Origin of the sequence: Pseudomonas sp. NPDC089741 (assembly GCF_044748825.1) — a bacterium.
In the GTDB taxonomy this organism is placed as follows: Bacteria; Pseudomonadota; Gammaproteobacteria; order Pseudomonadales; family Pseudomonadaceae; genus Aquipseudomonas; species Aquipseudomonas helmanticensis.
This window is the reverse complement of the sequence record NZ_JBIVGT010000022.1, coordinates 33,141-45,264: the sequence shown is the minus strand read 5'-3', so window position 1 is coordinate 45,264 and position 12,124 is coordinate 33,141. Positions and strand designations below refer to the sequence as shown.

Below are 12,124 nucleotides of genomic sequence, written 5' to 3'. Positions count from 1 at the left end.
AGGGAGCCGACCGAGGTGTCTGGTGCTATACATCGACCTGAATGACCGAGTCGATTATGGATTCGACTAAGCAGGTTCAGGTCGGTGTATCTCTCAAGCATCCCCGGGTCAGTCCCCTCTCCCTCCGGGAGAGGGCTAGGGTGAGGGGGCGACCGTGGGATGTTCGCTAAATACGACGACCTGAAAGTGCTGCCGTGAATCCATAATCGCTGCAGATCTTTCAGGTCGATGCATAACGACAAGACAACGCGGTCAGTCCCCTCTCCCTCCGGGAGAGGGTTAGGGTGAGGGGCTTTTCGTTCTAGAGGCTAATCGCATTGGTAAACACCAACCGATTGCCGAACGGATCGGCGATGGTCATGTCCTGGCTGCCCCACGGCATGGCCTGAATCTGCGGGTGCGAGAACTTGTAGTCCTTGGCCAGCAGTTGCTGCTGGAAAACCTCCAGTTCATCGGTCTCGATGCGCAGCGCCGAACCCGGGCTCGCATCGCCGTGATGCTCGGACAGGTGCAGCACACACTCGCCACGCGACACTTGCAGATACAGCGGGAAGTTCGCCTCGAAGCGATGCTGCCAGTCGATCTTGAAGCCGAGGAAGTCGACGTAGAATTCAACGGCCTTGGCTTCATCGAAGATCCGCAGGATCGGGGTGGTTTTGCCGAAGCTCATGGGGTGCTCCCTGACTGGTTGGCCCCGCAGCGTAGCTGGGGTGGATGTCAGCAATTCGGCTTGGTCGCGACATTCTTTAATCTCAGAGTGCCACTATGAGACGTGGATCAAAAGATCGCAGCCTGCGGCAGCTCCTACAGGGACATTGAGATCAATGAAAACCTTCGCGTAAATCACCTTCGCGTGCCAGAAACCGCCCTTCCCTGCGCCCGTTCGCCTGCCCGTCGCGATAACTCAACACGCCATTGATCCACACGCCATCAATCCCCTGCGCCGGTCGTTGCGGATCGTTGAAATCCGCCACATCACGTACGGTCGCCGGGTCGAACAACACCAGATCAGCCCAATAACCTTCACGAATTTCGCCCCGCTCCTTCAAACCAAACCGCGCCGCCGACAGCCCAGTCATCTTGTGCACGGCGGTGTGCAGCGGAAACAGCCCGACATCGCGACTGAAATGGCCCAACACCCGTGGGAAAGCGCCCCACAGACGCGGATGCGGGAACGGATCTTCCGGCAGTCCGTCAGAACCGACCATCGATAACGGATGGGCGAGGATTCTTCGTACATCGGCCTCGTCCATGCCGTAGTACACCGCACCCGCCGGTTGCAGGCGTTTCGCGGCGTCGAGCAGCGGCAGATTCCATTCAGCGGCGATGTCGATCAGGTCGCGACCGCTGACTTGCGGGTGCGGCGTCGACCAGGTGATGGTGATGCGATGCGCATCGGTGACTTGCTTCAGGTCCAGCGTCGAAGAACTCGCCGCATACGGGTAGCAATCGCAGCCGACCGGGTGGGTTTTTGCCGCTTCTTCCAGCGATGCGAGTAACTGCGGACTGCGCCCCCAATTACCGACGCCGGCGCATTTGAGGTGGGAAATGATCACCGGCGATTGCGCATGTCGACCGATTTTAAAAGCTTCATCCATAGCCTCCAGAACCGGGGCGAATTCGCTGCGCAAATGGGTGGTGTACACCGCGCCGAATGCCGTCAGCTCTTCAGTCAGTTGCATGACTTCATCGGTGGACGCGTTGTAGGCGCTGGCGTAGGCAAGACCTGTGGATAAACCCAACGCACCGTCCTCAAGGCTTTCACGCAATTGCTCGCGCATCGCGGCGATTTCATCCGGCGTCGCGGTGCGGAACAGGTCGTCCAGATGATTGCTGCGCAGCGCTGTATGGCCGATTAATGCGGCAACATTCAGCGTGGTGTTCGCTGCTTCCACCGCCGCGCGGTAATCGCTGAAGCGCGGATAAACGAACGCTGCCGCTGTACCGAGCAGGTTCATCGGATCCGGCGGATCGCCCTTCAACGTCACCGGCGAAGCGCTGATCCCGCAGTTGCCGACAATCACTGTGGTCACGCCCTGGCTGAGCTTTGGCAGCATCTCTGGCTGACGAATGACCACGGTGTCGTCGTGGGTGTGCACGTCGATAAAACCCGGCGCCAGCACGCGGCCGGCGGCGTCAATTTCTTCAGTCGCCGTGGCATCGGACAAATCGCCGATGCGCTCGATACGGCCATCGCGGATGGCCACGTCGGCTTGGTAGCCGGGCGTGTTGCTGCCATCGATGATCAGGGCATTGCGAATCAGGGTGTCGTACAGCATGTCAGTCTCCCAGCGGCAGGTGATCGTCGCCGCCACGGTATTCGTCGAGGGCCAGTTTGATCCGCCGCAGACGCTCTTGATTGTCTTCAGGATTGGCCAGCGCCAGCTCGGTGGCGAGCACGTCGATGGCGAGCAGCATGCCGTAGCGCGCCGCCGTCGGTTTGTAGATGAACGAGGTCTCCGCACCTTGCAGCGGCAGGACAATGTCGGCCAGTTCGGCCAGCGGCGAGTCGGCGCGGGTGATGGCGAGAATGCGTGCGCCGTAGTTGCGCGCCAGTTCTACGGTCTCGAGCAATTCCGGGGTGATGCCGGTCAGCGAGCAGACGATGAGCACTTGCTCGGCGTTGAGGCTGGCGGCGGTGACGCGCATCATCACCGCGTCATGACACACCGCAATCGGGTAGCCGAGGCGCACCAGCCGCACCTGCAATTCGTCGCTGCACAGCGTCGAACAACCGCCCATGCCGAAGGCGTGAATCATCCGTACCTGGCCGAGCAGTTTCACTGCGTCAGCGAAGCGTGATTCGTCGAACCCGGCCAGATGCTGGCGCAGCGTGGTTTCGATATCACCGACGATCTGCCCGTAGAACGCCGACTGCTCAGGCGTGCCCGCCGGGTCGAGAAAACGGCTACCAACGCCGCTGGCCTGGGCCAGTTGCAGGCGCAGATCACGCAGGTCACGACAGCCGACGGTGCGGGCAAAACGCGACAGCGTGGCGGTGCTGACTTCGGCGCGTTGCGCGAGGTCTTCGAGGCTGGCACTGGCGGCAAAACCAACGTCGTCGAGCATCAGCCGGGCGATACGACCTTCGCCGGCGCTGAAGGAATCCTGGCGGGCGCGGATCTGGTAGAGGATGTCCATGGGCGGCGGGCTCCGGTTACAGCAGGTAAGAAAGGCCGACGGTCAGACCGAAGGCGACCAGCGAGATCAGCGTCTCAAGCACGGTCCAGGTCTTGAACGTCTGCGCGACCGTCATGTTGAAGTATTCCTTGATCAACCAGAAGCCGCCGTCGTTGACGTGGGAAAAGATAACCGAGCCGGCGCCGGTCGCCAGCACCAACAGCTCCGGGTGTGGATATCCCAGACCAATGGCCACCGGCGCAACCACGCCGGATGCGGTGGTCATGGCCACGGTCGCGGAGCCGGTGGCGATGCGCATCAGCGCGGCGAACAGCCAGCCCATGATCAGCGGCGACAGATGAAATTCGTGAGCGAGGCCGACGATTTGGTCAGTCACGCCGGCATCGACCAGAATCCTGTTCAGCCCGCCTCCGGCGCCGACCAGCAAAGTAATGCTGGCGGTCGGTGCCAGGCATTCGTTGGTGAATTTAAGGATCGATTCACGGCTGAAACCCTGGGCGATGCCCAGCGTCCAGAAGCTCAGCAAGGTCGCCAGCAACAGTGCAATCACCGAGTTGCCGATGAACAACAGGAACTGGTTGAAACCGCTGCCCGGCGTGGAAATCAGGTTGGCCCAGCCACCGATCAGCATCAACACCACCGGCAGCAGAATGGTCGCCATGGTGATGCCGAAACCCGGCAGTTTGTCGCGCGGTTCGCGGTCGAGGAATTGCTTTTCCAGCGGGTTATCTGCCGGCAATTGAATGCGCGGCACGATGAATTTGGCGTACAGGGGACCGGCAATAATGGCCGTTGGAATGCCGATGGCAATCGCATACAGCAAGGTCTGCCCGACCGAGGCCTGATAGGCCTGCACCGCGAGCATCGCCGCTGGGTGCGGCGGCACCAGTGCGTGCACCACCGACAGGCCAGCGACCATTGGCAAGCCAACCATCAGAATCGACACACCGACGCGCCGCGCCACGGTGAACGCGATCGGCACCAGCAAGACAAAACCGACTTCGAAGAACAGCGGCAGCCCGACCAGAAAAGCGATGCAGACCATCGCCCAGTGCGCGTTCTTCTCGCCGAATTTATCGATCAACGTACGCGCCATCTGCTCGGCGCCGCCGGATTCGGCCATCATCTTGCCAAGCATCGTCCCCAACGCGACCACCAGCGCAATATGCCCCAGCGTCTTGCCCACCCCGGCCTCATACGCGCCCACCACTCCGGAAGCCGGCATCCCGGCCACCAGCGCCAGGCCGATGGAAATCAGGGTGATGACGATGAACGGATTGAGCCGGTAACGGGCGATCAACACGATCAGCGCAATGATGGCGACGGCGGCATACACCAGCAGCCAATAGCCGAAGGAAGGCGTCATGCGGTACTCCTCGAAAGGGTCACGTTCGAATGGGTTGTGAAACTCATAAATCATTTCGAGATCGAGATTTCAAACCGCATGAAAGTAATTTTCGTGGAGAGTTAAGACGTGTCGCAAATGGATATGTCTTGTCGTGATTAATGAAAATCGCGGGGCGCGATTTTCATATTTATGCAGCCAACGCAAAACCCTGTAGGAGTGAGCCTGCTCGCGATTGCGTCGTAACAGTCAATATCATCACTGGCCGAATGACAGCTATCGCGAGCAGGCTCACTCCTACAGTTTGATTGCATTGCATCAGGTACAACGTGGATAACCTGTGGGAGCCGGCTTGCCAGCGATGACGGTTGCACATTCAACTTAGAGGCTGACTGATCGACCGCTATCGCTGGCAAGCCAGCTCCCACAGGTTCGCGTCCAACCCTACGTTGTGTTTCTCTAAGCCAGCCAAGCGCTATACTCGCCTTACATTCCGTAGAGTCCCCGCCATGACCTCCGCGCGTCGCACCAGAAAAAAACTGACAGCCGATACTCTGATCCGCGCAATCGCCAGCTCGACAGCCATAGAGACGGGCCAAAGTGTCGAGACAATTGAGCGCAAACTCAAAGTCAGATCCAGTAAGTTTCTAAATTTGTCCCTGGCCAAGTAGCGTCGACCTCAAGTCCACAATGCCTGCCGAACCCAATACTCCATGGGTTCGTAGTTGCAGTTCAGCCCCTGACTGATTGCTGCAAAATAAGCCTCTTTGTTTCGCTCCCAACTGCTGTAATCCAGCGGCACGTAGCCCGCCTGCACGGCCATGACATCCGCCAATAATCGCGACAAGCGCCCATTACCTGTACCTGCTGAACTGGCGACGTTCAGAGCACCATAGGTCTGACGCAATACAAGCGCAAAGCCTTAAACGAAAACGGCTACCCGATGGCAGCCGTTTTGAAGATTTTGAAGGGTGATAGCAAAGCCCGGCGGGGCTCAAACACCCATCACACCATTTCGTTACGAATCCATTCAACCACTGACGTGCGTTTCGGCGCCCAGCCCAGCAGTCCGCGCGCATGTTTGCCGCGTACGCGGCTGTTGGAGCCGAGGCCGTAGTTGGCCATTTCGTAGCCCCATTCGGCTTCGGCATCTTTCAATGGCCAGTCTTGCGGTTGGCCCAGGTTCAGCGCTTGGGCCATGGCGGTGGTCATGTCGATGAACGAGGCTTCACCGCTTTCGACGAAGTAGAACGTGCCCGGGACGTTTTTGGTCAGTGCCAGCAGGTAGAGGGCGACGACGTCTTCGATGTGCACATTGGACCAGATGTTCTGGCCGGTGCCGACGTGGCGCACTACGCCGCTTTTGCGTGCCTGCTTGAGCAGTCGCGGCAATTGCACGCTGTCGCGATTGACGCCCAGGCTGTGGCCGTAGATCAGCGTGTTGCAGATCACTGCCGAATTCACGCCGTCCTGCGCCGCTGCGAGGATCAGGTTGTCGATGGCCACGCGCGCGGCTTTGTCGGCGGTCGGTTCTGGCAGGTTGTCTTCAAAGTAGATGACGTCGCTGGACTTGCCGCCGGATGCATCGCCAACGATGCTTGAACCGCTGGTGTGCAGGAATACTTTGTTGGACCCGCGCAAGGCATCGAGCAAGGCTTCGACCGCACCACGATGGTCGCTGCTGGCGGCGTTGATAACGGCGTCGGCAGCGCGGGCATGTTCGGCGAGCAGTGCTTTGTCATCCAGAGTGCCGATGACCGCGGTGATGCCCAGCGCTTTCAGCTCGGCAGCCTGTTCGGTGCTGCGCACAAGCCCGGTGACGTTATGCCCGGCCTGAACCAGACCGGTAGCGATCGAGCCGCCGATAAAACCGGCAGCGCCAGTGATGAATACGTTCATGGAGTAACTCCCTGCGTGAGTAAGTGATGGGACGAGTATCGGCCCGTGAGCCCGGGGGAAAAACCCGCTCCCGCCCAATTCACTCTTGCGCAGAGGTCACGAATCAGCCCTTGAAATCGGCGCTGGCGTAGGCGGCGAGTTTGCTCTGAATGAAGTCGAGGAAGCACTGGATGCGCAGCGCCAGTTGCGAGTTACGGTAGTACACCGCGTTGATCGGCTGGCGATAACCGCTGTTGAATTCGCCGAGCAGGACTTTCAGGCGACCGGCGCGGATGTCGTCGATGGTCATGAAGTGCGACAGGCAGGCGATGCCCTGCCCCTCCAGCGCCAGATGGCGCACAGTCTCGCCGCTGGAGGCGCTGATCGCCGGGGTGATTGGCCAACGGTCACCGTGCACGTAACGCAGCGGCCACTGGTTTAGACCTTCGTTTTGGGTGAAGCCGAGCAAGGTGTGTTCGCTCAGATCGGCGACTTGCTGCGGTGCACTATGTTTTTTCAGGTAGGCGGGGCTGGCGACGATCAGCAGCGGGCTGCAACCGAGTGAGCGCGCATGCAGCGTCGAATCGGCGAGGGTGCCGATGCGAATGGCGATGTCGGTGCTTTGTTCCAGCAGGTCAATAATCAGGTCGTTGCTGTTGAGTTCGAGCTGGATGTCCGGGTAGAGCCGGCGAAACTCGTCGATGTACGGGACCACGGCGTGGAGCATGAATGGCGAGGCGGCGTTGATGCGCAGACGCCCGGACGGGGTTTGCTGGCGCGAGGACAGGCGTTCTTCGAGTTGATCCATCTGGTCGAGAATCAGCTTGGCGTGTTCGAAGAAGTACTTGCCCTCTTCGGTCAGGTCCATGCGCCGCGTGGTGCGGTTGATCAGCGTGGTGTCGAGCTTGGCCTCCAGCTTCGACAGCGTGCGGCTGACCGCCGATGGCGTCTGGCCGACCTGCTCGGCGGCGGCGGAAATCGAACCGCACTCGATCACGCAGACGAAAATCTGCAACTCATCGGATCTGGCTTTCACGGGTATCCTCTTTTAGATCGCCAAGATCGCAGCCTGCGGCAGCTCCTACATGTGAACTCTGTAGGAGCTGCCGCAGGCTGCGATCTTTTGCTGTTACCACCGATAGTAGCTCGAAACACTCAAGCCTTGAGGCCAAACACCTCGGTCAGATGCTGTTCGTAACGCGCCACATCACCCTCGATGTTCGGACGCTTCATTACGTCTACGCACAGGAATGTCGGCAACCCGGTCATACCGAGAAATTCGTTGGCCTTGTGGAACGGGAAGTACACCGCATCAACACCTTTGGCTTCGAAGAAATCGGTCGGGTCATCGAACGCTTGTTGCGGTGCGTTCCAGGTCAGCGACAGCATGTATTGCTTGCCCTGAATCAGACCGCCGCTGCCGTACTTCTGCGAGGCGTCGGAGCGGGTGCGGCCATCGCTGGCGTAGAGGCTGCCGTGGCCTTCGGTGAAGACTTCGTCGAGGTACTTTTTCACCGTCCACGGCGCGCCCATCCACCAGCCCGGCATCTGATAAATGATCACGTCGGCCCAAAGGAACTTGGCCACTTCCTCAGCGACGTCATAGCCTTCGTCGATGAAGGTGGTTTTGACGTCGAGCCCGCCCCGATCGAGCACGCTCAGCGCCGCTTCATGCAGCGTGGCGTTGTAGCGACCGTCGGAGTGAGCGAATTTTTTACCGCCATTGAGCAACAGCACTTTTTTCATGAGAAAGCCTCGGCGCAGCCATTGGGCTGGGTGGAGAAGGGAAACTGGAATGGCGGCAGATTAACGGTCCGCCTCGCGCGGAATAAGCCGTGATTGCGCAAAATACATTTGACTGAAAAGCACGAATCGAATGCCGATTATTGCCATAGCATGCGCGGCCATCTGCATTTGAGGAGTTGTTTTGATGAGTGAACGCTTGGGATTTATCCTGCACGCCAAGACCCGCCCGGAGAAAGCCGAGGCCTTTGAGGCACTGTTTCGCGCCTATGTTGAACCGAGCCGCGCCGAGCCCGGCTGCATCGAATACCACATGTTGCGCGACAAGGAAGATCCGTCGCTGTTTATCTTTTACGAGATCTGGGCGAGCCAGGCGCACCTGGATGTGCATTCGAATTTGCCGCACATGAAGGAATTTTTTGCCCAGCGCATGGAGTATCTGCAACAGGATTTCGATATCCGCCAGATCGAAATGCTCAGCGATTCATCGGCTATCCGCTGATCAGCAAATGGGCGCCGAGCGCGCCCAGACCGATAAAAAAGACCCGCTTGAATAGCGCCGCACTGATGCGCTGACGCAGCCACTGACCGAGCAACATGCCCAGCACCGCCGGAATCAGCGCCAGCAACGAGGCGCTCAATTCGCCACCGCCCAACGCTCCACGCCAGAACAGACCGCCGGCCAGCGCCAGGGTCGAGACGGTGAATGACAGGCCGAGCGCCTGCACCAGTTCATCACGGCTCAAACCCAGCGCCTGCATGTAGGGCACCGCGGGAATCACGAACACACCGGTGGCGGAAGTGATGACGCCGGTGATCAAACCGCAGACCGGGCCGAGCCAGCCTTCATGGCGCGGTTTGACCCTGAGTGTCGGCAGACACAACCCGCTGAGCGCATACAGCAACAGCGCCGCGCCGAGTCCGCGCACCACCCAATGTCCGCCGGCCATGCCGATCCACAACGTGCCGATGCCGGTACCGAGGAAGATCGTCAGGAGCATTGGCCAGAGGCGTCTGACCAGCCCTTGCAGATGCCCGCCGAATGCCAGTTGCCAGAGGTTGGTCAGCGTCGCCGGAATGATCAACAGTGCGGCTGCCTGCGAGGGTGCCATAGCCAGACCGAGCAGGCCCATGGCGACGGTGGGCAGGCCGAGGCCGATGATGCCTTTGATCAGACCGGCGAGGACGAAGGTAGCGATGACCAGCAAAGACAGGGTCAGGCCGAGATTTTGGTAGAAGTCTGCGAGTGTGTTCATGGCGTTACTGTGCGCCAGTCGGGGTGGGGTGAAAATCTGCCATATACTGAGGCTGCCTCTCTATTTGCAAGAGGCTGTAATTTTTATTGCGGCTTCTGGCTTCATCGCGAGCAGGCTCACTCCTACATCAGATCTGTGGCGAACACAAAATCTGTAGGAGTGAGCCTGCTCGCGATGGGGCCGGCATAATCACCACAAAAACGGCTGCCGACATGCACTTCGACCTCACCGACCTGCGCCTCTACCTGCACATCCTCGACACCGGCAACATCACCGCAGGCGCTGCTCGCGCCCATTTATCGCTCGCCGCCGCCAGCGCCAGAATCCGTGCCATGGAAGCTTCGATCGGCATCGACTTTCTCGAGCGCGGTCGTCGCGGTGTCACTCCGACACCCGCCGGCACAGCGCTGGCGCAACATGCCCGCGTGCTGTTGCAACAGGCCGAGCGCATGCAGCAGGATCTGGCGGATTACGCACAAGGCGTCAAAGGTCAGATACGTTTGCTGTGCAACACCACGGCAATCACCGAATACCTGCCGGAAGTGCTCGCCGAATTCCTGCAACGCCATCGCAATCTCGACATCGATTTGCAGGAATTGCCCAGCGCACGCATCACTCATGCGTTGCGCCAGGGTGCCGCCGACATCGGCATCGTCTCCGACGCGGTCGACACCCGCGATCTGCAAACCCGAGCGTTTCGCGACGATCCACTGGTGTTGATCGTGCCTCTCGACCACCCCTTGGCCGGCTCGAACGAGGTCAGTTTCAGCGACACCTTGCAGCATGATTTTGTCGGACTGCGCGCTGACAGCGCACTGGCGGTGTACCTCGAAGAACAGGCACTGCACACCGGCGCACGGATGCAGATGCGGATTCGCGCTGACGGTTTTGATGGCGTGATGCGCATGGTCGCGTCGGGCGCGGGCATTGCCATTATGCCCTTGGCGGCCTTCGAGCGCGCGCCATCGCCAGCCTGCAAAAGCCTGGCGCTGAACGAGCCTTGGGCGCAGCGCAAATTGCTCTTGTGCGCGCGCGAATTCAGCGCGCTGCCGAGTTATGCCAAAGCGCTGCTGGAGACCTTGTCTGCTGCTTGAAAGGGGTGCATTGCCGGTTGATCACGCGGGCGAATATTTCTGCAAAATAAGCACAAGGAATAGCTTGCAAGGTACGTATACATACGTACTATATCGCCAGAGCGAACGTGTTGCCCGATACCGTTTTCGCACAACGACAACGGACAAGGAAGAACGGATCGGCTCCCAATGACCTACATGGAATGAGGTGACGCTGTGGTTGATTCAACGGAGTTTCGTAATGCAATGGCGATGCTGGGGAGTGCTGTCACCATCGTCACAACCGATGGCCCCGCCGGGCGTTTCGGGTTTACCGCTTCGGCGGTGTGCAGCGTGACGGATTCGCCGCCAACGCTGCTGGTGTGTGTCAATCGCTCGTCATCCAATCACGAGCATTTCAAAACCAACGGCGTGCTGTGCGTGAACGTGCTGACCGGTGGCCATCAATCGACTTCCGGGGCATTTGCCAACCGGCAGTTGACCATGCAGGAGCGCTTTTCCAGCGTCAACTGCCAGACTCTGGTGACCGGTTCGCCAGTGATTGCCGAGGCGTTGGTCAGCCTCGATTGTCGTGTCGCCAAGATCGACGAGGTCGGCACTCACAGCATCTTTTACTGTGAAATCCTCGAATTGCAGCACAGCGAAGCCACGGAAGGCCTCGTCTACTTCAATCGCAATTACTACCGTCTGAACGACGAGTTGCGCCTGGCCCCGGATCAGTGATTGTGCCTGCGGGTTGACGTGTGGCAGCGCTGCACGTCGGCCCGCCGGTCAAAACAGGGAAGTGCCCATGCTATTCAATGAAGACAACTTCGCGGATATCGACCTGAACCTGATCATCACCTTTCTGGTGTTGTTTCGTGAGCGCAGCGTATCCCGCACTGCCGAGCGCCTGAACGTCAAACAACCGGCCATCAGTGGATCGCTTGCGCGGCTGCGCAAGCGCTTCGATGATCCGTTGTTTCTGCGCTCCTCGCGCAGCATGCACCCGACTTTCAAAGCGCAACAACTGGCGCAGGCGTTGACCCCGGCGATCAGTCAGATTGAAGCGGTGATTCGGCTGTGATCTTGCGGGAGCGTGCTCCCGCAAGGCTTCAACTCATGAGGCGGATTTCAGACCCGAGGTGTACTCGATGCGGGCCCAGAATGCGGGCAAAAAGCACTCGCTGACCAGCAGCGGCGAACCATTGCGGGTGAAACGCGAACGCCGCGCCAACAGGCGTTTGGCCTGTGGCGCGAAGCGATGGGACAGTGCCGCCAACGGCGCACCGGGGGATAACAAAGCACACTGAAATGGCTCGCGCAGGGTCTGCTCCGAAGCGTAGAGAATCTCCGCCAGTGGGCGTCCGCCGTAGTTATTCAACTCTGCCCAGTCGCTGTTCAGCGCAGGCATGCTGGTCAGGCTGCGCGCCGTGACGCACGCCTCGCCATCCAGTTTCATCACCACTTCACGCACCCAGCCCGTGCTCTGCGCGGGCACGTCCAAGGCCTGCGCCTCGTCCGGGTTGAGCGCGCCCTGGAACTGCTCGACGACTTCGATGGAATAGGCGCCCATGGCCTTCAAGCGCGGTGTCAGTGCGCCAGGCAGAAACAGCCAGTGCTGTTCCGCGCCGGTCAATTGCGCCAGTGGTCGCGACGACCAGTAATGAGTCGTATCCATAACTGCACTCAACCTCCCTGTTGATCGT

General features: G+C 59.7%; 14 protein-coding genes. 4 read left to right on the top strand and 10 right to left on the bottom strand.

The window, feature by feature from the left end; translation table 11 throughout:
* Nucleotides 1–301: 301 nt before the first annotated feature.
* The 8 genes from ACIPZE_RS19705 to ACIPZE_RS19670 form a co-directional block, all read right to left on the bottom strand.
* Complete coding sequence (locus ACIPZE_RS19705; protein ID WP_129388804.1) at nt 302–670, bottom strand: glyoxalase superfamily protein; 369 nt, start codon at nt 668–670, stop codon at nt 302–304.
* Between the two features lie 151 nt (nt 671–821).
* Nucleotides 822–2,279, bottom strand: a complete 1,458-nt coding sequence (locus ACIPZE_RS19700; RefSeq protein ID WP_283437768.1) for an amidohydrolase family protein — start codon at nt 2,277–2,279, stop codon at nt 822–824.
* A 1-nt stretch (nt 2,280) separates the two neighbouring features.
* Nucleotides 2,281–3,141 carry a MurR/RpiR family transcriptional regulator gene (locus tag ACIPZE_RS19695; protein WP_400774732.1) on the bottom strand — a complete coding sequence of 287 codons (861 nt, stop codon included), beginning with the start codon at nt 3,139–3,141 and terminating at the stop codon, nt 2,281–2,283.
* Between the two features lie 16 nt (nt 3,142–3,157).
* On the bottom strand, nt 3,158–4,507 hold the full coding sequence (locus ACIPZE_RS19690) for a GntP family permease (protein WP_283437770.1): 1,350 nt from the start codon (nt 4,505–4,507) through the stop codon (nt 3,158–3,160).
* A 658-nt stretch (nt 4,508–5,165) separates the two neighbouring features.
* Complete coding sequence (locus tag ACIPZE_RS19685) at nt 5,166–5,333, bottom strand: hypothetical protein (protein ID WP_400774731.1); 168 nt, start codon at nt 5,331–5,333, stop codon at nt 5,166–5,168.
* 158 nt (nt 5,334–5,491) lie between these two features.
* Nucleotides 5,492–6,385 (bottom strand): NAD-dependent epimerase/dehydratase family protein, encoded by an 894-nt coding sequence (locus tag ACIPZE_RS19680; RefSeq protein WP_400774728.1) that lies wholly within the window; start codon nt 6,383–6,385, stop codon nt 5,492–5,494.
* A gap of 103 nt (nt 6,386–6,488) precedes the next feature.
* Nucleotides 6,489–7,400, bottom strand: a complete 912-nt coding sequence (locus tag ACIPZE_RS19675; protein ID WP_129388789.1) for a LysR family transcriptional regulator — start codon at nt 7,398–7,400, stop codon at nt 6,489–6,491.
* A gap of 119 nt (nt 7,401–7,519) precedes the next feature.
* Complete coding sequence (locus ACIPZE_RS19670; RefSeq protein ID WP_105709250.1) at nt 7,520–8,110, bottom strand: NAD(P)H-dependent oxidoreductase; 591 nt, start codon at nt 8,108–8,110, stop codon at nt 7,520–7,522.
* 184 nt (nt 8,111–8,294) lie between these two features.
* Between ACIPZE_RS19670 and ACIPZE_RS19665 the strand changes: the two genes are divergently transcribed.
* A complete protein-coding gene (locus ACIPZE_RS19665) occupies nt 8,295–8,609 on the top strand; it encodes a putative quinol monooxygenase (RefSeq protein WP_283437774.1) in 315 nt (104 codons plus the stop codon).
* Here the strand turns inward: ACIPZE_RS19665 and ACIPZE_RS19660 are convergent.
* The gene (locus tag ACIPZE_RS19660; protein WP_400774724.1) at nt 8,599–9,363 is read right to left on the bottom strand and encodes a sulfite exporter TauE/SafE family protein; all 765 of its coding nucleotides are present in this window, start codon (nt 9,361–9,363) and stop codon (nt 8,599–8,601) included. The two genes, ACIPZE_RS19665 and ACIPZE_RS19660, sit on opposite strands and share 11 nt — an antisense overlap.
* Nucleotides 9,364–9,575: 212 nt before the next feature.
* Here ACIPZE_RS19660 and ACIPZE_RS19655 point away from each other — a divergent pair, with 212 nt between their 5' ends.
* The 3 genes from ACIPZE_RS19655 (at nt 9,576) to ACIPZE_RS19645 (ending at nt 11,502) form a co-directional block, all read left to right on the top strand.
* Nucleotides 9,576–10,457 (top strand): LysR substrate-binding domain-containing protein, encoded by an 882-nt coding sequence (locus ACIPZE_RS19655; protein ID WP_400774722.1) that lies wholly within the window; start codon nt 9,576–9,578, stop codon nt 10,455–10,457.
* Between the two features lie 195 nt (nt 10,458–10,652).
* Nucleotides 10,653–11,159 carry a flavin reductase gene (locus ACIPZE_RS19650; protein WP_045123182.1) on the top strand — a complete coding sequence of 169 codons (507 nt, stop codon included), beginning with the start codon at nt 10,653–10,655 and terminating at the stop codon, nt 11,157–11,159.
* A gap of 67 nt (nt 11,160–11,226) precedes the next feature.
* Nucleotides 11,227–11,502 carry a LysR family transcriptional regulator gene (locus ACIPZE_RS19645; RefSeq protein ID WP_129388777.1) on the top strand — a complete coding sequence of 92 codons (276 nt, stop codon included), beginning with the start codon at nt 11,227–11,229 and terminating at the stop codon, nt 11,500–11,502.
* 33 nt (nt 11,503–11,535) lie between these two features.
* Here ACIPZE_RS19645 and ACIPZE_RS19640 read toward each other — a convergent pair whose 3' ends face one another.
* Nucleotides 11,536–12,096 (bottom strand): chorismate--pyruvate lyase family protein, encoded by a 561-nt coding sequence (locus tag ACIPZE_RS19640; protein ID WP_400774719.1) that lies wholly within the window; start codon nt 12,094–12,096, stop codon nt 11,536–11,538.
* Nucleotides 12,097–12,124 lie beyond the last annotated feature (28 nt).